The sequence below is a fragment of the Streptomyces sp. NPDC005070 genome (genome assembly GCF_053600395.1).
The window spans coordinates 47,457-71,784 of the sequence record NZ_JBSFZS010000029.1 but is presented as its reverse complement, the minus strand read 5'-3'; the positions used below and the strand labels follow the sequence as shown (position 1 = coordinate 71,784).

Genomic DNA, 24,328 nt, shown 5'->3' with positions numbered 1-24,328 from the left:
GCCGGTACATCGATGCCCGTCGCCACCGACGCCCACCCCTCACCCAACGGCGACGGGCTGATGCACCGGCACGGCCCCGACCCACCCACCGGAGCCGAACCCGAACCGCGAGCGCCGGCACCAGCGAACCCGCACAGCACGAGGTCAGCCCGCCACAGCCTCGTAGAGACTCCAAACACCCAGCCCCAGCATCAACACAGCCGCCACCTTGGTGATCAACGACAACGGCACCCGCTTCATCAGCGCCTTGCCGCCCACGATCCCCAGCCCCGCCACGGCCCACAGCCCCAACACCGCACCGAGCCCCACCGACAGCGGGTCGTCGTAACGCGCGGCGAGGTTCGCCGTCATGATCTGCGTGAGGTCGCCGAACTCGGCGACGAGGATGAGCATGAAGCCGGCCCCGGACACCTTCCAGAACGTCTGGTTCGCCGGCTTGCGGACCTCTTCCTCGTCCTCGTCCTTCTTCATCAGCAGCACCGCGGCCCCGCCGAGAAACAGCACACCGGTGACGGCGTGCACGATCTGCTGCGGCAGCAGCGTCAGCACGCTGCCCGCCGCGACGGCGAGCGTCACATGGACGGCGAAGGCGGCGGCGACACCGGCGAAGACGTACGAAGCGCGGTAGCGGGTGCCGAGGACGAGGCCGGCGAGCGCGGTCTTGTCGGGCAGTTCGGCAAGGAAGACGACACCGAAGACGAGCGCCATCACGCTGAAGCTGATCAAAATTCCTCAATCGGTCGGGCTGCCCCGCCGAGAGTGTTGCGATTGCGCGTGCTGTGACTGCGCGACACCTCGGCACGGCAGCACACAGCTACACCCGCGCCGGGAGGCACGGACACAAGCGCCCACGCCGGAAAGCCCGGCAGGGCAAGTGCACTGCTTGCCGAAGGTCTCGCTGGCCGGCCTCGTGATCGAGGCCTGCCTCCGGGCGCCGGCTCAGACGAGCTGAGCAGTATGTCGACGGTCCGGCGAAGAGCTACTCCCCTTCTGCGCCGTCCATAGTACGCGACCCGCGAGGCGGCCCCCAGGGCCGAAAGTCCCCCGACCTGGACACCCGGACGTCAGAGAAAGTTCTGTCATGAACCTTGTTATGTCATGAACGCGTCATTATTTTCTAACCGCGCACTTACCTCACGGCAACACGACGCCGCGAGCATTCGTTCGCCCGCACCGCAACACCCCCACACCACAAGGGAGTTCGCATGCCCAAGGTCTACGCGCGTCGACGGCTGAGCATACTCGCAGGCATCACGGGTCTGATAGCCATGGCCGGAGTTTTCACCGGCCCGACCGCCTCCGCCGCCCTCCCCACCCCGGTCAGCGCGGCCACCGCCCGCACCTACCTCGCGTCCCTCACCGTGGCGACCGAGAACCGCACCGGCTACTCCCGCGACCTCTTCCCGACCTGGATCACGATCAGCGGCACGTGCAACACCCGTGAGTACATCCTCAAGCGCGACGGCTCCAACGTCACCACCGACTCCGCCTGTGTGGCCACCAGCGGCAGCTGGTACTCCGTCTACGACGGCGCCACCTGGACCGCCGCCTCCGACGTCGACATCGACCATCTCGTCCCGCTCGCCGAGGCCTGGGACTCCGGCGCCAGTGCCTGGACCACGGCCCAGCGCCAGGCCTTCGCCAACGACGTGACCCGCCCGCAGCTCCTCGCCGTCACGGACAACGTCAACCAGTCCAAGGGCGACAAGGACCCGGCCGAGTGGATGCCCTCGCGCACCGCGTACGCCTGCACGTACGTCCGCGCCTGGGTGCAGGTGAAGTACTACTACAACCTCAAGGTCGACTCCGCCGAGAAGACCAAGCTGAGCTCGGTCCTCGCCGGCTGCTGACCCGCACCCGCCGCACAGACCGGCGGCCGCGGGCCGCCAGGGTTCCGGACACCGTCCCCCCACGCTGTTTCACGGTCTCCGGAACCTCCCCACAGGCCTCCGTCGTTCCGTACCGTACGGGGCGACGGAGGAGGGGGATCACCATGGCCGAGCTGCGCCTGGGGCCGCTGCTGAGGTATGTGGACGGCTCGTCGGCGACCTTCTGGGTCGAGGCGAGCCGCCCGTGCACCGCCGAGGTGCGCTGCGCGGACGGCACCCGCGGACAGGCCCGCACCTTCCAGGTGGCGGGCCATCACTACGCACTGGTGCCGGTGGACGGACTGACACCGGGCACGGCCACCTCGTACGAGATCCTGCTGGACGGCGCGGCCGTGTGGCCGCTGCCCGACTCGCGCTTTCCTCCCTCGGTCGTCCGCACCCCCGGGAGCGAGGACGCCGTCGTCCGGGTCACCTTCGGTTCCTGCCGGTGGGCATCGCCGCCCGCGGACGAGAAGGACCCGGTGGGACCCGACGCGCTGGACACCCTCGCCGCCCGGATCGCCGAGGCCCCGGACGCCGAACGCCCGGACGTCCTCCTGCTGTTGGGCGACCAGGTGTACGCGGACGAGGTCTCCAGGGCGACTCGCGCCTGGATCGCCGCGCGCCGGGGGCTCGCGGACCCCCCGGGCCACCAGGTCGCGGACTACGAGGAGTACACCCGCCTCTACTACGAGTCCTGGCTCGACCCCGAGATCCGCTGGCTGCTGTCGACCGTGCCGAGCTGCATGATCTTCGACGACCACGATGTCATCGACGACTGGAACACCAGCGCGTCCTGGCTCGCGGAGATCCGGGCGACCCCGTGGTGGCGCGAGCGGGTGCTCAGCGGTCTGATGTCGTACTGGGTCCACCAGCACCTCGGCAACCTCTCCCCCGCCGAGCTCTCCGAGGATCTGCTGTACGTGGCCGTGCGCGAGACCCCCGACGGTACGGACGTGCTGCGCGCCTTCGCCGCCCAGGCCGACGCCGACCCGGCCTCGGTCCGTTGGAGCTACCGCCGCGACTTCGGCCGGACCCGTGTCCTGATGCTCGACACCCGCGCGGCCCGGGTCCTGGACGAGAAGGACCGGGCGATGCTCGATCCCGGGGAGGCGGCCTGGCTGCGCGAGCAGGCCCTGGAGACGCCGGAGTCCCGGGACCACTTGCTGATAGGCACGTCACTGCCCTGGCTGCTGCCCCCGCTGATCCATCACGTGGAGACGTGGGACGCCGCCCTGTGCCGGGGCGATCGGGGCGGGCGCTGGGCGCGGTTCGGCGAGCGGCTGCGCCGCGCGGCCGACCTGGAGCACTGGGCGGCGTTCCCGGAATCCTTCACGGAACTGACGGAACTGATCGCCGAGGCCGGCTCGGACGAGCGGGCACCGGCCACCGTGTGCGTGCTGTCGGGAGACGTGCACCACGCCTACGTCGCGGATCCGGTCTGGGCCGACCCCGCCCGGCAGCCCTCGGCCCGCGTCCTCCAACTGACCTGCTCCCCCGTCCACAACTCCATCCCGCTCTATGTGCGGCTCGGCTTCCGGTTCGGCTGGAGCCGCCCGGCCCGCCTGCTCGGCATCCTCCTCGCCCGGCACGGCGGTTGCGGACGGCCGCCGGTCGACTGGCGGAAAACCGGCGGCCCTTGGTTCGGCAATCAGCTCATGACCCTTACCCTGCACGGCCGTTCGGCCTCCCTGCGTCTCGAACAGGCACGGCGGGCGCGCGGCGGCGGCCTCGGCCGTGCGGCCGGAGGCGCCCGGCTGACGACGGTGGCGGAGTCCCGGATCACCCCGGAATAGGCGCATCCCTCACGGTTGCCGACGCCGTCCCGCGTACCGGAGCGTGCGGGCGCGTGAACGTGATGTCACCGACACATGCGTCCCCGGAGGATCTTCCGCACCATCCGCGGCGTACGCTGTGTGGCGGTCACAGGCCGCACGCCGCTCCGTCGCGAGGAGTGGCGCGGTCGGGCTCACGGGGTGGTCGGGGGAGAGTTTCGGTGCTGGAGAGTATGGGGTCGCTGACAGGCAGCCCATGGATCTACGCGGTGATCGCCGTGTCCATCGTTCTCGATGTCTTCCTGCCCGTTCTGCCGAGCGGAGTCCTGGTCATCACGGCGGCGACGGCCGCGGCGGGCTCCGCCACGGCGACCGGCAACGTCCCGCACGCCGTGCCCGACATCCTGGTGCTCACCCTCTGCGCGGCCACGGCCTCGGTTCTCGGCGACCTGGTGGCGTACCGCCTCGCCTGGCGGGGTGGCGACCGTCTGGTTCGCGCCATCGCCCGGTCCCGCCGCCTGACCCGGGCGCAGGAACGTCTCGGCCAGGTCCTGGCGAGCGGCGGCGGTGTGCTCGTGGTCGTCGCCCGTTTCGCTCCGGCCGGCCGCTCGGTCGTTTCGCTCGGCGCGGGCGCCGCGCACCGCCGGGTCCGTGACTTCCTGCCCTGGTCGGTCCTCGCCGGCCTGGCCTGGGCCGGGTACAGCGTCGCCCTCGGCTACTTCGGCGGCCAGTGGCTGGGCGCCACCTGGCTCACGGCGGCCGTCTCGGTCGGGGCCCTGTTCATCGCGGGTGCGGGCGCGGCCTACGTCGTACGCCGTCCCGCGGTACGGGAGCAGGAAGCGGGCGCCTGAGCCCCGGCTCAGGGGCCGCACAGGGCCACACAGGCACGCGGACGCACTCGCCGTACCGACGCGGAGCGTACGCGCGTACGGGCGCCCTCACGTGAGGGTCCACGGGCACGCCCGTGGACGCACCGCCCCGACCGTGTGCCGGGCGGGCCGTCCGGCCGGTCATCCGGCGTGCTGGGCCGCCGCCCCGCGCACCTCCAGGTGGTCCAGCAGCTCGGCCGTGGCCGCCGCGACCGCCTCGACGGCGCGGTCGAAGACCTCACGGTTGTGTGCGGCCGGGGCACGGAACCCGGACACCTTGCGGACGTACTGCAGAGCGGCGGCGCGGATCTCCTCCTCGGTCGCTTCCTCGGGGATCGCGGGCGGGCGAAGTGTCTTGATGCTGCGGCACATGGGTCCAGTCTCGCGCGTCCGGCGCCTTCGTGGTCACCGCTCGCGCGAGACGGCCCGTCCAGGCCGGGAATAGCGCCGCCGGTTCGCCGGATTGAGCAGAACATGACCTCAGTGGAGATCACCTACGTCGGCGGTCCCACCGCCGTCATCGCGATCGGCGGCCTGCGGCTCCTGACCGATCCGACCTTCGACGCTCCCGGCGAGTACCCCGTCGGCTCACGGAAGCTGGTGAAGACCGCCGGACCCGCGCTCCCGGCCGAGAGGATCGGCCCGGTCGACGCCGTCCTGCTCTCGCACGACCAGCACCCCGACAACCTGGACGCGTCCGGGCGCGGGTACCTCCAGAGTGCCCCGGTGACCCTGTCGACGGCATCGGCGTACGAGCGGATCGGCGCCCCCGTACGCGCCCTCGGCCCCTGGGAGTCCGCCGAACTGGCGCGTCCGGACGGCGGAGCCCTGCGCGTGACAGCCGTTCCGGCGCAGCACGGGCCCGACGGCTCGCTGCCCCTCGTGGGCGAGGTGACCGGCTTCGCGCTGTCCGGGGAGGGGCTGCCCAAGGTGTACGTGAGCGGTGACAACGCGTCCCTGGACGTCGTACGGGAGATCGCGGACCGGGAGGGCCCCTTCGACGTGGCCGTGCTGTTCGCGGGCGCGGCGCGCACCCCGCTGGTGCCGGACGTCCCGCTCACCCTGACCAGCGAGGACGCGGCGCGGGCCGCGGTGATCCTCGGCGCCGTCCGGGTGGTCCCGCTGCACTTCGAGCACTGGGGTCACTTCACGCAAGACGGTTCGACCCTGGCGAAGGCGTTCGCGCGGGCGGGTCTCACGGACCGGCTGCGGCTGCTGGAGCCCGGGGCTTCGGTACGGGTGCCGTAGCCGCCCCGCGCGGTCCGGTCCGTACAACATCCGAGTGATTGCTTGGAGTTCGGCAAGTTTCTCCGAGGATTGACTCGGGTCGCCGAGTCTTGTGACCATCTCCGGGGCCCGTTCGGGGCCCGTGGAGAGAAGCGAGGATCCATGGCGAACGACGCGCTGACGGTGGCTGTGCTGGGTCCGGGAGGGGTCGGCGGGCTGCTCGCGGCGCTCCTGTCCCGTGCCGGTCATCGGGTCGTCTGCCTCGCCGGGGACGAGACCGCGCGGAAGCTGGCCGCGGACGGCATCGAGGTGCGCAGCGGTCACTTCGGCGACTTCACGGCGCGGGTGGCGGCGGACACCGAGCTGCGCGAGCCGGCCGACGTGTGCCTGATCGCGGTCAAGGCGACGGCCCTGGACGCCGCGCTGGAGCGCCTCCCGGCGAAGGCCCTGGGCGAGGAGGGGCTGATCGTCCCGCTCCTGAACGGTGTCGAGCACCCGGCGTTGCTGCGCGAGCGCTACCGCTCCGAGCAGGTGGCCCCCGCGGTGATCCGCGTGGAGTCGACGCGGATCGGCCCGGGGCTGGTCGAGCACGGCAGCCCGTTCGCCGAGCTCGACCTGACCGCCGACACGGCACCCCGAGCGCGCGTGGAGGCGTTCGCCGGGGCCCTGGAGTGGGCCGGGCTGCACGCCCGGGTCCGGGACGGCGAGTCGGCGACGCTCTGGGCGAAGATGGCGTTCCTCGCGCCGTTCGCCCTGCTGACGACTCGGTACGGGGTGCCGGTGGGCGACGTACGCACGCTGCACCGCGGGGAGTTGACCACTCTCGTCGAGGAGACGGCCGCGGTGGGCCGCGCGTGCGGAGCCGCCACCGATCCGGCGACCGCTCTCGCCCGCTACGACGCTTTCCCGGCGGCCACCAAGTCCTCGATGCAGCGGGACGCCGAGGCGGGCCGCACCCTCGAACTCGACGCGATCGGCGGCGCGTTGCTGCGAGCGGCGGAGCGGACCGGGGTGCCGGTTCCGGTGGCGGCCGAACTGGTCCGGCATCTGACGCCGCTCGCCGGCACGGACGGCTGACGGCCGACGCGCCGTGTCCGGCCCTTCGGAGTCCGGGCCGAACCGCCCGACTGCGCAAGGGTGTCGGCTCGACGTGTACGGATGTCCTCCCGACCGCGTACGGGTGGTGCGGGGACCGGTGTGGGCGCCGGTCCCGGCGTCGCGCCGGTGTCAGTCCCCCGCCACCGTGCCGGCGTCCGAGCAGTGCCGGGCCACCGTGTCGGCGAAGGCGTGCGCGGCGGGTGACAGGGCGTCCCAGCGGCGGACCGCCCAACCGACCGCCAGGAGCGGCAGGGCCGGTACAGGGAGGAAGCGCAGGCGGGGGTGGCCGGGCCCGGGCAGGCCGGGCAGGGCCGGGACGACGGCGTGACCGAGGCCGAGTTCGGCGAGCAGGATCGCGGTGTCCCAGTCGGCGACACTGGTGTCGGATGTGCCCGCCGGTATCCCCAATTCCCGGTATGCGGAGTCGAGATGGGCACGCGAGGTGGACCGCTCGGGAAGTCCCACGATCCGCAGTCCGGCCAGCTCCTCCGCCTCGATCCTTTCCCGCGCGGCGAGTTCGTCGTCGGCGTGCACGGCGAGCACCCAGGGGAGTTCGGCCACGGCCCGCTGCTCGATCCCGCGTACGGGAGGACCGAGGGTGACCCAGGCGAGGTCGAGTCCGTGGTCGGCGAGCGCGTCGAAGCAGCTCCGGCTGGAGTTCTCGGTCTGGAACTCCAGGCTGACCTTGGGGTATCGCCCCCGGAACTCGACCACGGCCTCGGCCATGAAGTGCCGCACGGTGGTGCCGCCGGTGGCGATCCGCACCGTACCGCCGCCCCCGCGCGCCAGTTCGCCGAGCCTGCGCAGCGCGAGGTCGAGCCCGGCGATGCCGTCGGCGGCGGCCTGTTCGAGGAGCCGCCCGGCGCGGGTGGGCACCACGCCCCGGGCCTGCCGTTCGACGAGTCCGAGCCCGACCTCGCGTTCCAGCCGGCGTACGTGCTGGCTCACCGCCGACTGCGTGCAGCCCAGTTCCCGGGCCACGGCGCTCAGGCTTCCGGCCCGGCAGACGGCGACGAACACGCGAAGATCATCCAGAGTCACGGCCCCAAGGTACTAGCGGGCCTTGTGAGTTGACCGATCAGACTCGGGTCTTGGCGAGCAGCTCGACGATCTCCTCGGTCGTGCCGGTCTCACCGAGGCGGGGGAAGATCCGCTCGACACTGTTGCGGTGCGTCTCGGGGTCGAGGTCGGACATGGCGTCGGTGGCGAGGGTGACGTGGTAGCCGTGCTCGTGGGCGGCGCGTGCCGAGGACTCGACGCCGATGCTGGTGGCGATGCCGGCCAGCACGATCTGGGTGATCCCGCGGCGGCGCAGGTGCAGGTCGAGGTCGGTGCCGTGGAAGGCGCCCCAGTTCCGCTTGGTCACGCTGATGTCCTCGGGGTGCCCGGTCAGTTCGTCGACGATGACGTCCCAGCCTTCGGGGAACGTGCGGGCGCGGCTCGGGCCGTCGATCCGGCCGCGTACGGCGTCGGCGCCGTCGGCTGCGGCCGTGACCCGGACGAGGACGACCGGGAGGTCGTGGCCGCGGAACGCGTCCGCGAGCCGGACGGCGCGCTTCACGACGTCGGCGCCGGCGTTCGGGGCGAGGCCCGGGTTGCCGACGATGCCGTGCTGAAGGTCGATGAGGACGAGCGCGGTGCGGGGGTCGAGCGTGGTGACTGCCATGGTCAGGCCTTTCGGGGGGTGAGAGCGCGAAGGGATCGGTCGATGAGGGTCACGGCCAGGAGCAGTACGGCTCCGGCGAGCATGAAGAGGGCCAGATGGTGCAGGCCACCGGTGTCGGCGCCGTGCGTGAAGAAGGCGGCGTCGGCGGCGGAGGCGGCCATCGCGCCGAGGTACATGAACGTGCGCAGCAGCCCGGCCGCGGAGCCGATCCGGGCGGGGTCGGCCTGCCGGTAGAGGGCGTTCTGATTGGCCAGGCCATTGAGTCCCTGGGGCACGCCCATGAGTGCGCCGACGGCGGCGAGGAGCCAGATCGCGCTGCCCGCGTCCAGGGTCAGCATGGCCAGGCACCCGGCGACCTGGACGAGACTCCCGACCACCAGCTTGCCGCGGACGGACTCCCGCCGTCCGGTCAGGCCGGAGACGACGAGTCCGCTCAACGACAGCGGCAGCAGGACCAGTCCGGCGCCGGCCGCGTGCAGCCCGCGCCCCTCCTCCATCCACTGCGTGAACCCGTAGAGGAAGGCGTAGGCGGTGGCGTAGCTGAGGAACTGGCGCAGGAAGGTGGCCGGCATCGGCCCGTTGCCGCCGAGCACCCGCAGGTCGATGAACGGCGCCGGGACCCGGAGTTCCCACCGCGCGAAGGCGGCCCCGGCGAGGAGCGCGAGCACCGGCAGGTACCAGTCCGCGGCCCGCGGCCTCATCAGGAACAGCATCAGCGAGACGAGCAGGGCGGTGAACAGGGCCATGCCGACGAGGTCGACACCGCGCGCGCCGGACGCGGACGACTCGGACGCCTCCGCGTCGCCAGGGTGCCGCGTGGGAGTGATCCGGTGCTGGAGCCAGTCGCGGAGGGTGGGTATCACGACCGGGTGAGCCGTTCCAGCAGCGCCATGGCCGCGATGACGGTCTGCCGCTCGTCCTCCGTGCAGCGCTCCTCGAAGGCCCGGGCGAGCCACTCCGAACGGGCCTGCCGGGTGCCTTCGACGCGCTCGCGCCCGGCGTCCGTGAGCGTCACGAGCTGACGCCGGCCGTCCCCGGGGTCAGGGTTGCGCTGGATGAGCCCGAACTGGTCGAGGGCCGCGAGCGTGGCGGCCATCGACTGCGGGCGCACACCTTCGACCGCCGCCAGCGCACTGGCCGTGGCGGCCCCGCTCTTGCTCACCAGGGTGAGCGCGGAGATCTGGGAGGGGGTGAGGTCCTGAGTCGAGCCCCGTGCCGGGTCCTCGGCCGAGCCCCGCGCCGGGTCCTGAGCCAAGCCCTGCGCCGGGTCCCGTGTCTCGGACACTTCGCGGATCCGCCGCCTGAGCAGACTGAACGCGACGCGCAGATCCTGCGCGGCACGCGCCGCGGAATCCGAGACGCCCGCGCCGTCCGGCCGACTGCCGCTTTGATCCATACGGCCACCGTAAATCGCCCAGCTCAAACTGTCCAGCTCAAACTGTCCAGTTCAAACTGTGCAGTCTCACCTGATGAATCGCCTTCGGTGAATCCACCCCGCCGAGCCACCCCACCCCCGGGAACGGAACCCGGACCACCCCCTCAAATCGAACTCCTATTCGGAACACCCGTTCGCGTGAAGTACCGGAAGGAACTCGCACCACAAAATCGAACAGGCGTAGCATTGCCGTGTGGCTGCGACCTATGACTTTCCAAGTGACCTCCTCGCCGGTCAGGAGGAGCTGCACCAGGTCCGGGCCGAGCTGCTGGCCCTGCTGAAACGACTCCCCTGGTCGGTGGAGCCGCTGGACGGCTTCAGCGACACCGGCGGCTGGCGCAAGGTGGAACGGCCCGCCTCCCCGGGCTGGACCGATGACGAACAGGCCGAGGTCGAGAAGCTCCGCCGGCGGGAGTTCGAGCTCACCGTGTTCGTCTCAGGCCACCGCTTCTGGTCGGAGATAGCTCCTCCGGACACGGTCGACGCCCGGATGCGGCTGAAGCACACGCGTGACGCGCCGCCGTAGGCGGCGAGTCGCCCGAGGCCGAGGAAGCGCTGGAAGACGACAGGACCTGACCGCGGGCACGGCAGTCGCTCCGTGGATCGAAAACGATCTCCTCAGACGAAGACCCTCACGGCTCCCAAGGCCCCCAAGGCCCCCAAGGCCCCCTGCGACCATGCCGCGAAGCCGAACCCGGCGGGATCTTTCCCCGCGTGTTCAAGGCGGGTTCCATCGTCCGGCGGAGCGGTCTTGCCGATGAGTTCACCGGCCTCGAACGGTCTACCCGGCGACACGACCGTTCCCGACAGGAGTGCCATGTCCACCATCCAGCCAGTGATCATCACCGCCAACCACGACGTCCTGCTCGGCTTCTATACGAAGTTGTTCGGCGCCGAGGAGATCTTCCGGGTACCGGAGGAAGGCCCTGCCTTCTACCTCGGCCTGCGCATCGGCGACACCGACCTCGGGCTGGTGGCCAAGGAGAACCCGGAGACGGGGGCGGGGGCGGCACCGCGAATTCTGCTCAGCATCGGTGTCGACGACGTCGACGAGACCCTCGGCCGGGTGACGGCGCTGGGCGGCTCGATCCACGGCGGCCCCAACGACATGCCGTGGGGACAGCGCGTCGCCCACATCCAGGACCCCGACGGCAACCCGGTGAACCTCACCCAGCCGATCCCGGCTCACTGACGCGACACGGGCCCAGGCCTTCCGGCTGCTCGCACCGGTCGGCCTGGGCCCGTGTCGCGTCTTGAGATTGATGGCTCACCGCTGCCTGTGGCCATACGGCCCGATGACACCCATCACGCCCACTCCACCTCCCGGACGGCCGGGAGTTTCGGACGACGCGCCACACCCACCACACTCAGCGCACCCATCACACCCTGAACGAGGCAAGCGGCGCTGGCCACGGCGACATCACTTCTTGCTGCCGTCCACGATGACCGGCGTGCCGCCCGAGTCCGTACCGCACGGCACCGCGTACACGGGGTTGGCCTTCGCGGCTTCCTTGTAGGCCTCGAGGCACTGGTTGTACAGCACCTTGTCGCTCAGCGACTGCTCGATGATCTTGTTGGCGCGGGCGATGCCCTCCGCCTCGATCCGCTTGCGCTCCGCCTCCGCCTTCGCCGTACGCGCCGCCTCGGTGGCCCGCTCGGTGGCCTGCTCCTGCTGGATCTTCTTGTCGATCTGCTCCTGCAGCTTCTCCGACGGCCTCACATTGCGCAGGTTGACGGAGGTGACGTCGATGCCGCGGGGCGCCAGCCGCTCCTTGACGAGATCGGCGATCTCCGAGCTGATCTGCTCGCGCCCGGATGCGTAACCTTCCTCGCTGGTGTGCTTCGCGAAGACGTTGCGGACGATCTCGCGGCTGTCCGGCAGCACCAGTCGCTCCTGGACCGCGTCCTCGCTGCCTGCCAGCCGGTACAGCTCGATCGCCTTGGCCGGCACCACGGCCCACTTGATGGTGACGTCCGCGTAGAGCACACCGCCCTGGGAGGAACGGACCTCGACCACATCCTTGCCGTTGAGGTCGAGGTCCACCGGGCGGGTGGAGAAGGACGTGATGTCGGTGAACGGTGACGTGAAGTGGACGCCCGAGACCAGCGGCGTACCGGTCTTGCCGAAGGTCACCGGCACGCCGACCTCGGAGGCACTCACGACATGGACGCAGGCGAAGACGCCTGCCAGCACGCCCGCCACGGCGCTGAGCGCCGCCCCGAGCTTCCAGTTGCCCGCGGCGGGGCGGCCGCGGCCGACAAGAAAGAGCACCACCGCGGTTATGAGCAGCAGAATGGACAGCACGAACACAGGTATCCCCCTCGGAAACGTTTCCGCGCCTCCTGGGGCGCGGCCCCGCGCGCATCGTAGCGATCTCCGGTGACAGGCCGGGCACGGCCTGGGCCAGGCAAGAACACTGACGACGTGAGGGGTTGCCGCGGTTGCGGTGCTTCGCTGCCGCACGGCAATCCAACTCGCCGAGAGAGATCGTCGGTTCGCGCGTGTGTGGACACCGGGACGGGTACGTCGACTGCGGCAAGGACGGCAAGAGGAACGTGACCATCCACGCCCCGCATCGCATCGGCCGGACCAACTGGGAGTCATGACATGTCGCACCGGACCCCCATGGGGCTGAGCATCGTGTGCGCGGCAGCGCTCCTCACGGTCGCCGCCTGCACGTCGGATCACACCGATGCCAAGCAGTCCAGGCGGCCCGTGCACTCGTCCGAGCCGGGCTCGGCGCAGATCACCACCCGGCCCGGCGCCACTCGGCCCCCTGCGCAAAAGCCCCCAACGCTGGACGGGGGCGAAGCACTCGCCGGCCACCAGGACGTGACCAGCGGGAGTGCCAGTATCGCGTTCGGCAAGGGCAGGAAGAGCGACGCGCTCATCGTCGCGGTGAACTGCCAGGGCGCGGGGAGAATCAAGGTCGCGGTGCAGTCCGTCCACGTCTCTTTCCCGCTGGACTGCGTCGCCGACAAGGTGAACACCGCCTACAACGAGGTGGCGATCGACGGCGTGGACCGCGGCGGAGTCGTATCCGTCCAGGCCCCTTCGGGCGTGCGCTGGTCGATGACCATAGGCCGAGGCGCACCAACCCAAGAGGAATCACCGGGAACGGGAGACGGCTCGGATTCGGCGTGACGTCTCGGCCAGGCAAGGAATCAGTTGGGCACCTGCGGCAGGTCGGGGTCGGTTGCGGGTGCCAGGGTCGCTGTAGTGCGCTGCTGTACGGCAACGACTGAGGCTGCTGTGTGTTGGTGTGCCGTTGGCCTCGACGGTGCGGGTCGATAGGACCGTCGGTAGAGACCCAGGGCGCCGAGGACGAGGCCGAAGCCGACGATCGCGGCGAACGCTCTCGTCGGCGTCGATCCCAGGTGGCGATGCACTGGACCCACGGCGAGTGTGCCCCCAACGCCCATGCACATGTCCGCCCAGCCCCCGAGACGCGGCGATGAAACCGTCTTCCTGAACCACGGCGGAACCCATCCGGCACAGACAGCGGCAGCGCCAGGGACGACGGTCACGAGCCAAAAGAGCACCAACAGAGCCCAGTCGATGGCCTCCACAGCGAGTCCCCCATGCGACAACTGTGCGACTCGACGGCCGCCAGGCGTGATCTTTGCATGACCACCCCGCCGCATGCACAGGGGCCATTACAAGCTGACGAACCGCTTCACGGGCTTCCGGCCTGTTGGGGGGGGCCACGGCGACCGGGGCACAGGCATAGGTCGTATCGCCCCCGACCGTGAGGAGGGCGATACGACCTACCGCACCGCCGGCTACCCCATGGTCTTGGCGCCGTCCAGGGACTCTCGGATGATGTCGGCGTGGCCGGCGTGCTGGGCGGTCTCGGCGATGACGTGCATCAGCACCCGGCGGGCCGACCATCGCGCACCCGACTCGGACCACGGGGCCTCGGGCAGAGGCTGCGTGGCGTCCAGGTCGGGCAGGGTGACGACCAACTCGTCGGTCCGACGGGCCACCTCGGCGTAGTCGGCGAGCACGCCGGCCAGCGTCTCGCCGGGCAGCATCCGGAATTCGTCGGCCCGCCGGGCCCAGTCGGCCTCGGTCATGTTGGTGAAGTCGGGCATCGCCGACGGGCCGTCCAGGATGAACCGCACCCAGGCCCGTTCAACAGCAGCGACATGCTTGACAAGGCCGCCCAGACAGAGCCGGCTGGCGGTGGTCCGGCGTCCGGCCTGCTCGTCGGTGAGGTCGCGGGTCGTGAAACGCAGGAAGCCCCGATGCTTGGCCAGCACCTCCAGCAAGTCGGCACGTTCGCCGGTGACGGTCGGCTCATCGGCCGAGTCCTGGGTCGCCAGTTCGTTGACAGTCACGGTCTCACTCATGGTCGCTGCCTTCCGTGGTTCGTGTTCCGCCGGGCAAGAACGACGCTAGGAGCCATAGAGGTCAGATGCTGACCTAAACGAGGTCGCGGCTATGCAGGAGTGGGCGCAATCCCTGAGGGAGATCCCGTGGTCCTCCGGCATCCCTGGCACGATCTGATCGAATTGATGACTGGCTGACCGAGGCAGGCAGGGCTCGCTACGGACGCGGGAGCACGCACGGCAAAGCTGGAGCACGGGGTGGGCTTGGCCATCACCGCGATGGCCTCACCGACGCCGACGGGCATCACGGCCCAGATCGGGAAATCGAGCCTCGGGCCCACCGGCTTCGACCGCTACCGGCATCGCTACGAAATCGAGCGGGCCGTCAACCAGCTCAAGAACGCCCGCGCCGTAGCAACCCGTTACGACAAGAGGGCCTACATCTTCCACGGCGCCGTCACCGCAGCAGCGGGCCGCTCATGGCTCGGGCCGTGATCCGCCGAACAGGACTCAGCGTTCGAAAAGCGATTCGCCTCCGCGGAACGCTCTCTCAAAAACCCGGGGCCGGGATGAAGCTCGGCCACCACCGTGGCACGCCGCTGGGGCACGACGGGGTGGAGGACCCCTCCCAGAAGATTGAGATGACGCACCAGGCGACGCCGAGGAGCGTCACCGCGAGGACGAAGGCATGGAGAAGGGGACGGTTCCCGAGAACAGCGCCTACCGCAACCCAGACCAGCAGCAGAACCGTCCACAGGGCCGGGATGAACAGCCAGAGCAGGAAGAGGCTATTGGCCGCGTTGTTCACTCCCACGTCACAGGCGTTCCACGACCTGCCCAGGAGCACGGCGGTAAGCACTGCCAGAGCCAGGCCCACCACCATGCCGAGACATCCATGCAACCGTCGGCTTGCCACACGCCCCCCATGTGCCGTCCCCTGCGGGAAGCGCCGGATCCACACCACCCGTCACTGCACTCACCCAAGCATGCTCAAGACCTGTGGATCGACCTCGGGTTGAGCGCGAAGGACCATACGTTCCCGGGTAACCGATTTCACCGAGGATGCCTGGAAGCGGGCGCCGGCCGGCACCGGGGTGATCCCGCTACCCGCGCGTGGAGGCCGTACGCCGAGTCCCGCGAGAACGGGATACACGCCCTCCGACACTTCCACGCGTCGGTGCTCCTAGACGCCGAAAAGAACATCAAGGCCCTGGCCGAGTACCTCGGCCACTCGGACCCCGGTCTGACGCCTCGCGTCTACGCGCACCTGACGCCGTCCAGCCAGGAGCAGACCCGCAAAGCCCTGACTGCTGTCTTCGACTCGGCCAAACAATGCGAAAGGCGGCTGAGGACTCGTACGCTCCGAACCGGAGACGGGCGGTGAGAGCCTTGGCGGACGAGTACTTCTTGCTGGTGTGCGACGACGTGCCTCATGACGTGGTGCTCACCGACCCTGGTCTCCGTGTGATGGACGTCGTCCAAGTCGTGCGTCGACTGAAGGGGCTGAGCCTCTGGCACAGCAAGGTTCTGGTGACGCAGGTTCCCGCCGTGATCCTCACCGGCGTGCGCGAGGAAGACGCGGCGGCAGCCGTCCTCGGACCTCCGCGATGCGGGGCCCAGGCAGAGACGAGAGAACAGCCGGAGCCGGACTTCCTTAGGCACTGAGCACGGCCCGGTCGACCTGTTGTTGAGGTCTGTCGGGGCCGGTGACCGGTGGCCTGGGGTTGGTGGCGGTCGGTCGTAGACGCGGTGGTTGCTGTACTTCGCTGCTGTACCGCAAGCGGTGCCTCCCTCTCGGGATCAGGGCTCCACTAGCTGATCGGGGCGAACGTCGAACTCGCTCCGGTCACCTTCTGTGGCCTCCGGCCGCCCGCCCGTAGAGATCGTGATGACCTCGTTCCCGTCCGGACCTGAGGTGCGACTCAAGATCACGCAGTCGATCGTCACGGCGATGGGGTACGTGGCTTTGGCGCTCAGCACATCACCGCCACCGAAAATCGGCGGCTTGTCAAAGAAGACCCATTCCCGGCCACGGGCGTCGGTCAGGCGCACCTCGACCCACCCAGGGTAGAAGTCGTCGTCATCATCGAGCGCCCAGCGAGTGGCCTCGCACCGCAATGAGGTCATTCCGCCTGCTTTCTGATTTTTGCTTGCCCCAGACGCGTATCCGGTGCGACGACGCCTCACGATAGAGGCACGTTTTGAGATGCGGCCTCATCTTTATCAGGTCGATCACAGGTAGCCGTTGACGCCGGTCGACCAGTCTGATGCTTCGGTCGAGGGTCCGCTGAGATCTGGTGCTGACCGCCGCTGTTCGCGCTTGTTGGTGTCAGCCGCTGATGTCAGATCTCGTCCATGCTCCCCGGGCCTACGACGCATTTCCCGCTCTCGTCCACTACGTAAATAACGTCACGGGTCCCCACTGCACCCTCGGCCTTGCCGGGCTCGGGGTCGATGAATGGGCAGACCGACTCCACTCCGCGGACAACGACCTTGTAGGTCGTAGGCCACGCGCGTCCCTCGGTCCACCCAAAGACGGAACCGCCGCCCTCGCCGGGCTTTCGGTCAGGGTCCCCTTCGACCACAAGGCCGAGCTCTCCGCACTGCGGACAACCGAATACGTGGGCATCCCAGACAGACTCGTTGACCACTCGCACCGGCAGTCCTTCATCGTTGGAACTGCCGCACCCCGTAACGGAGACGGCAACGATGCCTAGCGCGACCAGCAACGAAATACGCGGCCACTTCACGCTCCGGCAGGACGCAGTGTTGGGCTTGCCTGGTCTCGAAGGTTGCATGCCTGGACTCTCTCGCAATCATGATTCGGGCTGGATCTTCTCTAGACGGCGAGCAGCACGGCGAGCAGCACCAGGGCGGCCGCCGAGAGGACTCGCGGCTTTCTCCAGCCCGGTCCCGAAGCCTGGCGGTTCATCTCCCACAGGAACACCAGACCGCCGCCTAGGCCCAGCGCGTCCCGCAGCATGAAAACGAGGGTGTTCACCGGGCGCCTCCGGGAGCCTTCGAACGGCAGACGCTCATGTCAGCCAACCGAGATCGTGCAGTCTTTGGAAGGGATGCCAGCGAGTTCACACGCGGCCGCGTCTTCTTGGCTCTCGGATGGGTGTTGCTGGAGATACGCCGCTGTCGCGCGGGTCCCGGCGTCGAAGCAGGTCGGATTCTGTCCCACGATCATGCTGAGGATCTTCAACCGTGCCGTGGCGATCTCGTACTGCCTTAGGGTGTCTCCCCCTCGGGCGATCCGCTGCTGCTGCTTCCGGAACTGGCCGGCCCGCGCATCGAAGTCCTGGCTCGTCTGCTCGCACCTGGTCGACTGCTCGGATGCGCCGTCGTGCTGCGTCGCCCCGACGGCATAGCCGCCCAGGGCGACTGTGATTGCTCCTGCGCTGACCAGCGCGATCATCAGACGCTTCATGGCCGGGGATCGTATACGCCCAGGTGAGACCCCTCCTCACCGGTGCCCGTCGGCCTGCGGTCCACGACGTTGAGAGGTCGGCTCCGAGACTTTGGGCGGGAGCTCTCATGGAGCGAGTGATCATGGCCCCTTAAGCTTCCGGCGCGTCGGGCAGTCTGTGGACCTGCCCGGCAAACCACGACGTTGGGGCCGTGATCTTCGAGGCTCGCCCCATGGTGGCTGCCTAAAGCCTCGGAGCCAACCCGCCCATCAGGGTGTTGACCGTTCTCGACTCGGGCCCGCACACGGGGACGGTCACCCACACCGAGCGGCCGTTCCTCTCCGTGCCCGAGGTGTACCGGCTCGCCGACGCGGTCCCGCCGCACTGCCGCGCCCTGGTGCTCCTGGCCGCGTTCGCCGCGCTCCGGTTCGGCGAGCTGGCCGCGCTCCAGCGCCGGGACATCGACCTGGAGGCCCGTACCGTGTCCATCCGCCGCTCGTACTCCGAGACCCGGACCGATGGGCTCACGGTCAAGGCGCCCAAAAGCGCGGCGGGCGTCCGCACCGTGGCGTTCCCGGCCTCGCTCGTGCCCGAGCTGGCGCACCACCTGGCCGAGCACGCGGAGGCCGGCCGGACCGGACTCGTCTTCGTCGGGGCCCGCGGCGGTGTCCTGCGGCGGAACAACTTCCGGCGGATCTGGCTCCGCGCGCTCACCTCGACCGGGCTCGGTGACGTCCACTTCCACGATCTCCGGCACACCGGGAACACCCTCGCCGCGACCGGCGGCGCCACCACCCGTGAGCTGATGCAGCGCATGGGGCACTCGTCGGTGTGGGCCGCGCTGGTCTATCAGCACCTCGTCAACGGGCGCGATCACGAGATCGCCGACTACGTGGACGGTCAGATCAGGAAGGTGAAGCGGCCTCCGCACGGTCCATCTGGCACGTGAGTGGCACGGCGGCCCCGGACGGCCGGGAACGACAGAGGCCCAGATCACCGGATTCACACCGGTTGACCTGGGCCTTGTTCGTGTCCTGAGACTGGTGGGCGCGGACGGTTTCGAACCGCCGACATCCGCCTTGTAAGGGCGGCGCTCTACCACTGAGCTACGCGCCCAGGACGAGTCGACAGCCTACATTGCCCGGGGGGATGCCCCGCAAACCCGTATCGGGCGAGTTGGTGGTGAGGCTGGTCAGGGCGGTCCGTGGCGGAGCCGGTGGGGCTCTGCGGGCCGGGGCGGGGAGCGGTTCGGGGTGGCTGGGCGGGGGTTATCCCCACCCCTCATTCGGGAGCGGGCCGGATCGTTCGGGGCTTCGTTCGTGCCTACCGTCGAAGAGGCTTCGGCGATCCGCTGCGGACCAGGTGCCCCGGCAGGTGTCGGGCCCGAAGGGCCGAGGAGTCGAAGAGTCGAGGAATCGAAGAGTCGAGGAATCGACGTCATCGCTTACCGTCACCAGGGGGAGATCGATCATGGCCCGCACACGTACCCGCGGCACCGGCAGGAGCCGGAACCGCACCCGCACCGTCGCTCTCACCGCCCTCGCGCTCGGGCTCGTCGCCTCTGTCAGTGCGTGCGGGGCTTCCGCCGGGGACGACAAGGAGCCCGAGCAGCGGTCCTTCGGGCTGCACGGGCGGATCCTGACCGTCGACTCGGACGACTCCGCGCTCGATCTGGTGGTGTCGGACTCCGCGAAGGCAGGTGAGGTCCAGGTGACCCGGTGGTTCCAGGGGCATGTCACCCTCGGCGGGGATCCGAAGGTCACCTGGGCGATGAAGGGCGGCGACCGGCTGGTGCTGCGGATGAAATGCTCGGGTGTCGTCGCCGACTGCTCGGCCCGGCACCGGATCGTGGTGCCGCGCGGGGTGGCCGTCAAGGTCGAGGACGGGGACGGGCGGGTGAGCGCGAAGGGCTTCACGGAGGCGCTGAGCATCCGTACGGCGGACGGCTCGGTGCGGGTCAGCGACTCCTCGGGAGCGCTGGATCTGCGCAGTGGCGACGGCTCGATCCGGGCCGTCGGCGTGGCCGCCCGCAGTGTGCGGGCCCGTACCGACGACGGCTCCGTGCAGCTCGAACTCGGCACCGTGCCGGACCTGGTGGACTCCCGCAGCGGCGACGGCTCCGTCTCGATCGTGCTACCCCGGGCCACCTACCGGGTGACGGCCGCGAGCGGCGACGGCTCGGTCCATGTGGACGTGCCACGCGACGGTTCCAGCTCCCACCGGGTCTCCGCGCACACCGACGACGGAAAGATCACGGTACGAACAGCGAACTGACCGGCCCGTGTGTTCGTCTTCAACCGGTGGGAGAATGACAGCCGGGCAAGGCGGATGACAGCACGGGAGAGGGATGTGACGGCGACACCTTCGCGGCCGTATTCGCCGTTCGCGGGACCCGCGCGGCCTGCACACCCCCTCGGCTTCCGGAGCCTCCTCGGCTTCCGGGGCTTTCGCAGCCTCCGGCGGGGCCCTCGGCGGATCCCACTGATCCCGCCGGTCCCGCCGACGCAGGCGACCCTGCCGACGCAGACCACCCCGCCGACGCAGGCGACCCCGCCGGCCCGGGCGATGGGGCCCACCGGGCCGGTCCGGCCGGTACAGCCAGGGCCGCCCCCTCGCCCGTACGCCGCTGCCCGTGACGTGCTCACGCTCGTCGCTCTGCCCCTGCTGGCCGCCCTCGCGCTCCCCGCGGCCTTCGCGGCGGGCGGCACCCGGCGCTGGTTCGGCGGGCGGTCCGAGAGTCAGCGGGCCGAGGCGCAGGCCGCCAAGGACGCCGCCGCGGCGGCGTTCTACGAACTCGACACCGCCCAGCGCGACCTGCGGATCTCGATCGAGACCATCACGGCCGTGGACGACTCCCCGGCCGCCCGGCGCGTGGTCTCCGACTTCGCGGCGCTGGGGCGGCGGATCGACGAGGCCAGCCAGAAGTACATCACCGCCGTCGACGCCCACGATCTCGACCGGGACGAGCTGGAGGCCTCGGTCGCGGTGCGGGCCCGCACCGAGCTCGTCGCCGCGAAGGACGAACTCGGCCGCGTGAAGGCCGATCTGGACCGGTTCGAGCAGAGCCTCGCGCCGCTGCTCGGCAAGGCCGAGACCCAGCTCGCCCGGCTGGCCCCGGCCGTGGAGCGCGCCCGGCAGGCACTGCTCGCCGCCTCCAACGCCCTCGATTCCGTACGGCGGTCCGGGCTGAAGGCCGACGATCTCGCGGCACGGCTGGCCACGCTGGCCCCCGAGCTGACCAAGCTCAACCAGGGCGCCGGGCAGCACGGCGTGCCGGAGACACTGGAGCGGGCCGAACGGGTTTCGCGCGAGGCCGCGGCGGTGCGCTCGGAGGCGGAGCGGCTGCCCGAGCGGGCCGCCGAGATCGACCACCGGCTCGTCTCGCTGCGGACCCGGGCACAGGCGCTGACGACCCGCTCGGGGCAGGTGGAGCCGGTGCTGAGCGAGTTGCGGCGGCGGTTCTCGGCGGCGTGCTGGCAGGACCTCCAGCATGTGCCGGACCAGGCCGCGGAGAACGTACGGCAGGCCGAGGCGAAGCTGAACGAGGCGCGGGCCGCGCGTGAGGCGCAGCGCTGGCCGGACGCGACCTCGCTGCTGGCGACGGTGCGCGCGCTGCTGAACAGCACCGACGAGGCGGTGTCGGCGGCCGGTGACCGGCTGCGGCGGCTGAACGCCGTGCAGAAGGACCCCCAGCAGGAGATCGACCGCACCCGGTTCGCGATCCGGGACGCGCAGCGGCTGGCCATGGCGGGCCGTTCGACGCCCGACCCCCGGCAGGCCCGCCCGCTCGACGACGCCGTCGGCCGGCTCGACCGTGCGGTGGCCACGCTGGAGGGCCGGCACCCCGACTACTGGCACTTCCTCACCGAGACGGAGGCGGTGCGGCAGACGGTGGCCCGCGTCGTGGCGCAGATCCGCGAGGAGCGCGGCGGCGCCTGAGGAGGCAGGAGGCGCAGGGGGTCCGAGGAGCCTCCCCCGGCCGCCTCGCCGAGGAGCCTCCCCCCGGCACCTTCGCCGGGGAGAGGGCCCTGACCGGTCAGGTGCGGTACGCGTAGTACGCCGCGTTCGGATACGCCGCGAGCAGGCTCGACAGCGAGCGGCGGTAGGTGTCGGCGTCGTGGTACGTCAGGTACGGCACTCCGCCGCCGCTGCGGTACGACGTGATCATGGAGTGGTCCTTGGACCCGTCCTTGTCGAAGTCCATCTGCATCACGTCGCCGACGTCCATCTGGTAGACGTTCGCCAGGGGCGTGGAGCGGCGGGCGGTCTGGGTGAACCAGGACAACTCGTTGACGCCGACCCAGGTGTCGGTCTGGGTGGACGCCGTGTAGTTCCAGGTGCCGTACTCCTCACCGGAGCTCGCGACCGTCGCCCAGCCGCCCGCCTTCAGGGACTGACTGACGTAGTTGGTGCAGTCGCCGCCGACGGAGTTGAAGCTGCGGTAGGCGGGGTTGTAGTTCCTCCAGTACGTCTCGGCGTACGTCGCCATGGCCGTGTAGTCGTACGGGCCACCGGTGAGCGCCTTGGGGTTGGCGGGCGCGGGGTACGTGGTCGCTGCCCGGGGGGCGTCGACAGCGGCCATCGTGGTCCTGGTGAGCGCCGTCGTGACGGGCTGGTTGATCTGCCGGGGGCCCTTGTCGGTCGAGCGCTCGCCCGTCAGCTTCCAGGTGCCGTCGGGCTGGGCGGCGAAGGTCAGGGCATGGTGGGCGCGGAAGCCCGTGGTGGCGGGCTCGTCTCCGCGGATCCTCCGGTAGGTGAGGGTGGTGGTCTCGGTGACCCAGGCGGTGGCGAGGCGGCCCGTGATCCGGGTCCGGTTCACGGCGACCTCGGTGTCGGCGGCGCTGTAGGCCTCGCCGAGGGCGGCGAGGCGGGACCGGGTGCCGTGCAGTGCGGAGACGGCGGTGGTCTCGGTGTGCGCGAGGGTGCCGGAGACCCGGATGCCGGAGGTGGTCGCCTTCAGGGCCGTACGGGCCTTCGGGGCCGTGTCCAGCAGGGCGGCCGTGCGGTCGGTGAACACGGCGTCGGCCACGCGGCCGAAGGCATCGGCCGTCGACGCGGTCACCCGGGGGGCGGGGGCCGCCGCGTGGGCGGCGGACAGGGGCAGCAGGAGGGCGGAGAGGGTGAGCGCCCCCACGACGGAACAACTGCGGCTTAAGTTCTTCGGTGTCACTGACGATTCTCCTTGATCCCCGGTCGGACTCCAGGGAGGGGAATCTTTACATGTCCCACTCAACTGTGGTGACTCCGGGGGGAGTTCGCGTCGGCTGCAACCAAGTCCCTTATGTCGGAGGTAAGTTGATCTCACGGTGCAGGAACGGGGTCACCGTCCCGATGGCGGGCCCTACTTCACCACGGTCGACCAGTCCGGCGACTGGGCGGGGTCCAGGCCGCGCAGGCGTTCCAGGGTCTCGGGCTTCTGCACGTCGAGCCAGTTGGACAGCTCCTGGAAGGACACGCATTTCACGCCCTTCTTCGTGCACAAGTTCTTGATGACCTGGTCGATGGACTTCATGTAGATGCCGCCGTTCCAGTCCTCGAAGTGGTTGCCGATGAACAGCGGTGCCCGGCTGCCGTAGTAGACGCGGTTGAAACCGGCCATGTAGGAGTTGACCGTCTCCTGCTCCCATTGCGGGTACTGGGCCGGGTTCCCCTCGGTCTCACCGTCGGACTGGTTGTAGAGGAAGTTGAAGTCCATGGACAGGCCTTGGTACTTGCCGTTCTCGTAGGGGAGCATCTGGAGCGGGAAGTCCCACACGCCCTCCTTCTTCCTGGGCCATATCTGGAAGTCGCCGGCGGAGCTGGCGTCGTAGCGCCAGTTGTACTTCTTCGATGTGGCCTTCATCGCCTTGAGCAGGTTCTTCTGTCCTTCGAGGCAGGGCGCGCGCCCGCCGCTGATGGCCTTCGCCGGATCGAAGGGGAGCGACGCCAGGTCGGTGTAGCCGGTGTTGGTCCTCCACTTCTCCACGAAGGAGAAGAACTGGTTGATCTCGCTCTCCCACTCCTCGACGCTCCAGTCCCCGCCGCCCTTGTCGCCGCAGAAGTGGCCGTTGAAGTGGGTGCCGATCTCGTTGCCGGCCTTCCACGCCTTGCCGAGCTCCTCCAGCGTGGTGCGTATGTGGTCGTCGGTGGCGTAGCTGATGGCCGCCGATCCGGGCGAGTGCATCGGCGGCTCGTAGAGCGTCTTCTTGTCCTTGGGCAGCAGATAGATGCCGGTCAGGAAGAACGTCATGTGGGCGTTGTACTGCTCGGCCATCTCCCGGTAGTGCGAGAAGAGTTCGTCGTCGCCCTGGAGGGCGCCGTCCCAGGAGAAGACGACGAACTGGGGAGGCTTCTCACCGGGCTTGAGCGGTACGGCCTTCAAATCGCCCTTCTGCGGCCCGGTGTAGGACGTGGAGCCGTCGCCCAGTACATGGACCTTGCCGTCCCACGGCGGTTCCTTCTTCACCTTGGTGGCCGGGCCGTGCGCGCGGGCGGACGCGGCCGGGGTGGTGTGGTCGGTGTTGAGGGCCAGGTAGGTGGCGGCCGTGGACGTGACGACGAGGAAGGCCGTCATGGCCGCGAAGCCCTGGCGGGCGGAGGCGGCGGCGGAAGCGGGATCGGACTCACGGCGTCGGCGCCGGCTGTGCTTCGAGTTCATACGGGGCA

27 protein-coding genes, 1 tRNA gene and 2 pseudogenes are annotated in these 24,328 nt (G+C 70.0%); 14 read left to right on the top strand and 16 right to left on the bottom strand.

What is annotated here, in order from left to right; genetic code table 11:
• Positions 1–144: 144 nt before the first annotated feature.
• Entirely contained in the window at positions 145–726 is a 582-nt protein-coding gene (locus ACWEBX_RS13080; protein ID WP_451884933.1) for a TMEM165/GDT1 family protein, read from the bottom strand.
• Between the two features lie 479 nt (positions 727–1,205).
• Between ACWEBX_RS13080 and ACWEBX_RS13075 the strand changes: the two genes are divergently transcribed.
• The 3 genes from ACWEBX_RS13075 to ACWEBX_RS13065 all read left to right on the top strand — a co-directional run bounded on the left by ACWEBX_RS13075 (position 1,206) and on the right by ACWEBX_RS13065 (position 4,494).
• Positions 1,206–1,850 carry an HNH endonuclease family protein gene (locus ACWEBX_RS13075; protein WP_451884932.1) on the top strand — a complete coding sequence of 215 codons (645 nt, stop codon included), beginning with the start codon at positions 1,206–1,208 and terminating at the stop codon, positions 1,848–1,850.
• A 143-nt stretch (positions 1,851–1,993) separates the two neighbouring features.
• Positions 1,994–3,664, top strand: coding sequence for an alkaline phosphatase D family protein (locus ACWEBX_RS13070; protein WP_451884931.1), 1,671 nt, complete (start codon positions 1,994–1,996; stop codon positions 3,662–3,664).
• Positions 3,665–3,864: 200 nt separating this feature from the next.
• Positions 3,865–4,494 (top strand): DedA family protein, encoded by a 630-nt coding sequence (locus ACWEBX_RS13065; protein WP_451884930.1) that lies wholly within the window; start codon positions 3,865–3,867, stop codon positions 4,492–4,494.
• A gap of 159 nt (positions 4,495–4,653) precedes the next feature.
• On the opposite strand, the gene ACWEBX_RS13060 is transcribed toward ACWEBX_RS13065, so the two are convergent.
• Positions 4,654–4,884 carry a DUF2277 domain-containing protein gene (locus tag ACWEBX_RS13060; protein WP_384798720.1) on the bottom strand — a complete coding sequence of 77 codons (231 nt, stop codon included), beginning with the start codon at positions 4,882–4,884 and terminating at the stop codon, positions 4,654–4,656.
• Positions 4,885–4,986: 102 nt separating this feature from the next.
• Here ACWEBX_RS13060 and ACWEBX_RS13055 point away from each other — a divergent pair, with 102 nt between their 5' ends.
• Together ACWEBX_RS13055 and ACWEBX_RS13050 are read left to right on the top strand one after the other, a co-directional pair.
• The gene (locus ACWEBX_RS13055; protein WP_451884929.1) at positions 4,987–5,760 is read left to right on the top strand and encodes an MBL fold metallo-hydrolase; all 774 of its coding nucleotides are present in this window, start codon (positions 4,987–4,989) and stop codon (positions 5,758–5,760) included.
• Between the two features lie 141 nt (positions 5,761–5,901).
• On the top strand, positions 5,902–6,816 hold the full coding sequence (locus tag ACWEBX_RS13050) for a ketopantoate reductase family protein (protein WP_451884928.1): 915 nt from the start codon (positions 5,902–5,904) through the stop codon (positions 6,814–6,816).
• Positions 6,817–6,966: 150 nt separating this feature from the next.
• Here the strand turns inward: ACWEBX_RS13050 and ACWEBX_RS13045 are convergent, their stop codons facing one another.
• Genes ACWEBX_RS13045 through ACWEBX_RS13030 form a run of 4 tightly spaced genes read right to left on the bottom strand, consistent with a single transcriptional unit; the run spans position 6,967 to position 9,899 of the window.
• Positions 6,967–7,878, bottom strand: a complete 912-nt coding sequence (locus ACWEBX_RS13045) for a LysR family transcriptional regulator (RefSeq protein ID WP_451884927.1) — start codon at positions 7,876–7,878, stop codon at positions 6,967–6,969.
• A gap of 37 nt (positions 7,879–7,915) precedes the next feature.
• Positions 7,916–8,503, bottom strand: a complete 588-nt coding sequence (locus ACWEBX_RS13040; RefSeq protein WP_451884926.1) for a hydrolase — start codon at positions 8,501–8,503, stop codon at positions 7,916–7,918.
• Between the two features lie 2 nt (positions 8,504–8,505).
• Positions 8,506–9,366, bottom strand: a complete 861-nt coding sequence (locus ACWEBX_RS13035; RefSeq protein ID WP_451884925.1) for an MFS transporter — start codon at positions 9,364–9,366, stop codon at positions 8,506–8,508.
• Positions 9,363–9,899, bottom strand: coding sequence for a MarR family transcriptional regulator (locus ACWEBX_RS13030; RefSeq protein ID WP_451884924.1), 537 nt, complete (start codon positions 9,897–9,899; stop codon positions 9,363–9,365). The genes ACWEBX_RS13035 and ACWEBX_RS13030 overlap by 4 nt, the downstream gene beginning before the upstream one ends.
• 232 nt (positions 9,900–10,131) lie before the next feature.
• Here ACWEBX_RS13030 and ACWEBX_RS13025 point away from each other — a divergent pair, with 232 nt between their 5' ends.
• Positions 10,132–10,464, top strand: a complete 333-nt coding sequence (locus ACWEBX_RS13025; protein WP_451884923.1) for a hypothetical protein — start codon at positions 10,132–10,134, stop codon at positions 10,462–10,464.
• 291 nt (positions 10,465–10,755) lie between these two features.
• Positions 10,756–11,130, top strand: coding sequence for a VOC family protein (locus ACWEBX_RS13020; RefSeq protein ID WP_451884922.1), 375 nt, complete (start codon positions 10,756–10,758; stop codon positions 11,128–11,130).
• Positions 11,131–11,358: 228 nt separating this feature from the next.
• On the opposite strand, the gene ACWEBX_RS13015 is transcribed toward ACWEBX_RS13020, so the two are convergent.
• Positions 11,359–12,243 carry a prohibitin family protein gene (locus ACWEBX_RS13015; protein ID WP_451884921.1) on the bottom strand — a complete coding sequence of 295 codons (885 nt, stop codon included), beginning with the start codon at positions 12,241–12,243 and terminating at the stop codon, positions 11,359–11,361.
• Positions 12,244–12,546: 303 nt separating this feature from the next.
• Between ACWEBX_RS13015 and ACWEBX_RS13010 the strand changes: the two genes are divergently transcribed.
• Positions 12,547–13,083, top strand: a complete 537-nt coding sequence (locus tag ACWEBX_RS13010; RefSeq protein WP_451884920.1) for a hypothetical protein — start codon at positions 12,547–12,549, stop codon at positions 13,081–13,083.
• 638 nt (positions 13,084–13,721) lie between these two features.
• Here the strand turns inward: ACWEBX_RS13010 and ACWEBX_RS13005 are convergent.
• Entirely contained in the window at positions 13,722–14,291 is a 570-nt protein-coding gene (locus ACWEBX_RS13005) for a DinB family protein (RefSeq protein ID WP_451884919.1), read from the bottom strand.
• Positions 14,292–14,606: 315 nt separating this feature from the next.
• Here ACWEBX_RS13005 and ACWEBX_RS13000 point away from each other — a divergent pair.
• Positions 14,607–14,765, top strand: a pseudogene (locus ACWEBX_RS13000) (IS5/IS1182 family transposase); the annotation flags it as partial.
• A 55-nt stretch (positions 14,766–14,820) separates the two neighbouring features.
• Here the strand turns inward: ACWEBX_RS13000 and ACWEBX_RS12995 are convergent.
• Positions 14,821–15,153, bottom strand: a complete 333-nt coding sequence (locus ACWEBX_RS12995; RefSeq protein WP_451884918.1) for a hypothetical protein — start codon at positions 15,151–15,153, stop codon at positions 14,821–14,823.
• Between the two features lie 163 nt (positions 15,154–15,316).
• On the opposite strand from ACWEBX_RS12995, the pseudogene ACWEBX_RS12990 reads away from it, so the two are divergent.
• Together ACWEBX_RS12990 and ACWEBX_RS12985 are read left to right on the top strand one after the other, a co-directional pair.
• A pseudogene (locus tag ACWEBX_RS12990) lies at positions 15,317–15,654 on the top strand (tyrosine-type recombinase/integrase); the annotation flags it as partial.
• Positions 15,655–15,659: 5 nt separating this feature from the next.
• A complete protein-coding gene (locus tag ACWEBX_RS12985; protein ID WP_451884917.1) occupies positions 15,660–15,935 on the top strand; it encodes a ribosomal protein L7/L12 in 276 nt (91 codons plus the stop codon).
• Between the two features lie 135 nt (positions 15,936–16,070).
• On the opposite strand, the gene ACWEBX_RS12980 is transcribed toward ACWEBX_RS12985, so the two are convergent.
• The 4 genes from ACWEBX_RS12980 to ACWEBX_RS12965 all read right to left on the bottom strand — a co-directional run bounded on the left by ACWEBX_RS12980 (position 16,071) and on the right by ACWEBX_RS12965 (position 17,703).
• Positions 16,071–16,397, bottom strand: coding sequence for a hypothetical protein (locus tag ACWEBX_RS12980; RefSeq protein WP_451884916.1), 327 nt, complete (start codon positions 16,395–16,397; stop codon positions 16,071–16,073).
• Between the two features lie 215 nt (positions 16,398–16,612).
• The gene (locus tag ACWEBX_RS12975) at positions 16,613–16,921 is read right to left on the bottom strand and encodes a hypothetical protein (protein ID WP_451884915.1); all 309 of its coding nucleotides are present in this window, start codon (positions 16,919–16,921) and stop codon (positions 16,613–16,615) included.
• A gap of 188 nt (positions 16,922–17,109) precedes the next feature.
• Positions 17,110–17,271: a hypothetical protein gene (locus ACWEBX_RS12970; protein ID WP_451884914.1), complete on the bottom strand. Its 162-nt coding sequence runs from the start codon at positions 17,269–17,271 to the stop codon at positions 17,110–17,112.
• 39 nt (positions 17,272–17,310) lie between these two features.
• Positions 17,311–17,703 carry a hypothetical protein gene (locus tag ACWEBX_RS12965; protein ID WP_451884913.1) on the bottom strand — a complete coding sequence of 131 codons (393 nt, stop codon included), beginning with the start codon at positions 17,701–17,703 and terminating at the stop codon, positions 17,311–17,313.
• Positions 17,704–17,960: 257 nt separating this feature from the next.
• Between ACWEBX_RS12965 and ACWEBX_RS12960 the strand changes: the two genes are divergently transcribed.
• Positions 17,961–18,632, top strand: a complete 672-nt coding sequence (locus tag ACWEBX_RS12960; protein WP_451884912.1) for a tyrosine-type recombinase/integrase — start codon at positions 17,961–17,963, stop codon at positions 18,630–18,632.
• A 92-nt stretch (positions 18,633–18,724) separates the two neighbouring features.
• On the opposite strand, the gene ACWEBX_RS12955 is transcribed toward ACWEBX_RS12960, so the two are convergent.
• Positions 18,725–18,799, bottom strand: a tRNA-Val gene (locus ACWEBX_RS12955).
• 354 nt (positions 18,800–19,153) lie between these two features.
• On the opposite strand from ACWEBX_RS12955, the gene ACWEBX_RS12950 reads away from it, so the two are divergent.
• Both ACWEBX_RS12950 and ACWEBX_RS12945 read left to right on the top strand, forming a co-directional pair.
• A complete protein-coding gene (locus ACWEBX_RS12950; protein WP_451884911.1) occupies positions 19,154–19,957 on the top strand; it encodes a DUF4097 family beta strand repeat-containing protein in 804 nt (267 codons plus the stop codon).
• Positions 19,958–20,248: 291 nt separating this feature from the next.
• Positions 20,249–21,622, top strand: a complete 1,374-nt coding sequence (locus ACWEBX_RS12945; RefSeq protein WP_451884910.1) for a hypothetical protein — start codon at positions 20,249–20,251, stop codon at positions 21,620–21,622.
• A 97-nt stretch (positions 21,623–21,719) separates the two neighbouring features.
• Here the strand turns inward: ACWEBX_RS12945 and ACWEBX_RS12940 are convergent, their stop codons facing one another.
• Both ACWEBX_RS12940 and ACWEBX_RS12935 read right to left on the bottom strand, forming a co-directional pair.
• Positions 21,720–22,817, bottom strand: a complete 1,098-nt coding sequence (locus tag ACWEBX_RS12940; protein WP_451884909.1) for an amidase domain-containing protein — start codon at positions 22,815–22,817, stop codon at positions 21,720–21,722.
• Between the two features lie 207 nt (positions 22,818–23,024).
• Positions 23,025–24,320: a hypothetical protein gene (locus ACWEBX_RS12935; protein ID WP_451884908.1), complete on the bottom strand. Its 1,296-nt coding sequence runs from the start codon at positions 24,318–24,320 to the stop codon at positions 23,025–23,027.
• Positions 24,321–24,328: the final 8 nt, after the last annotated feature.

Excerpts from the sequence above, each read along its gene's own strand:
- ACWEBX_RS13075 (WP_451884932.1), top strand. The coding sequence starts at position 1,206 with ATGCCCAAGGTCTACGCGCGTCGACGGCTGAGCATACTCGCAGGCATC.
- ACWEBX_RS13070 (WP_451884931.1), top strand. The coding sequence starts at position 1,994 with ATGGCCGAGCTGCGCCTGGGGCCGCTGCTGAGGTATGTGGACGGCTCG.
- ACWEBX_RS13060 (WP_384798720.1), bottom strand. The coding sequence starts at position 4,884 with ATGTGCCGCAGCATCAAGACACTTCGCCCGCCCGCGATCCCCGAGGAA.
- ACWEBX_RS13055 (WP_451884929.1), top strand. The coding sequence starts at position 4,987 with ATGACCTCAGTGGAGATCACCTACGTCGGCGGTCCCACCGCCGTCATC.
- ACWEBX_RS13050 (WP_451884928.1), top strand. The coding sequence starts at position 5,902 with ATGGCGAACGACGCGCTGACGGTGGCTGTGCTGGGTCCGGGAGGGGTC.
- ACWEBX_RS13040 (WP_451884926.1), bottom strand. The coding sequence starts at position 8,503 with ATGGCAGTCACCACGCTCGACCCCCGCACCGCGCTCGTCCTCATCGAC.
- ACWEBX_RS13030 (WP_451884924.1), bottom strand. The coding sequence starts at position 9,899 with ATGGATCAAAGCGGCAGTCGGCCGGACGGCGCGGGCGTCTCGGATTCC.
- ACWEBX_RS13020 (WP_451884922.1), top strand. The coding sequence starts at position 10,756 with ATGTCCACCATCCAGCCAGTGATCATCACCGCCAACCACGACGTCCTG.
- ACWEBX_RS13010 (WP_451884920.1), top strand. The coding sequence starts at position 12,547 with ATGTCGCACCGGACCCCCATGGGGCTGAGCATCGTGTGCGCGGCAGCG.
- ACWEBX_RS13005 (WP_451884919.1), bottom strand. The coding sequence starts at position 14,291 with ATGAGTGAGACCGTGACTGTCAACGAACTGGCGACCCAGGACTCGGCC.
- ACWEBX_RS12995 (WP_451884918.1), bottom strand. The coding sequence starts at position 15,153 with ATGGTGGTGGGCCTGGCTCTGGCAGTGCTTACCGCCGTGCTCCTGGGC.
- ACWEBX_RS12980 (WP_451884916.1), bottom strand. The coding sequence starts at position 16,397 with ATGACCTCATTGCGGTGCGAGGCCACTCGCTGGGCGCTCGATGATGAC.
- ACWEBX_RS12965 (WP_451884913.1), bottom strand. The coding sequence starts at position 17,703 with ATGAAGCGTCTGATGATCGCGCTGGTCAGCGCAGGAGCAATCACAGTC.
- ACWEBX_RS12950 (WP_451884911.1), top strand. The coding sequence starts at position 19,154 with ATGGCCCGCACACGTACCCGCGGCACCGGCAGGAGCCGGAACCGCACC.
- ACWEBX_RS12945 (WP_451884910.1), top strand. The coding sequence starts at position 20,249 with ATGGGGCCCACCGGGCCGGTCCGGCCGGTACAGCCAGGGCCGCCCCCT.
- ACWEBX_RS12935 (WP_451884908.1), bottom strand. The coding sequence starts at position 24,320 with ATGAACTCGAAGCACAGCCGGCGCCGACGCCGTGAGTCCGATCCCGCT.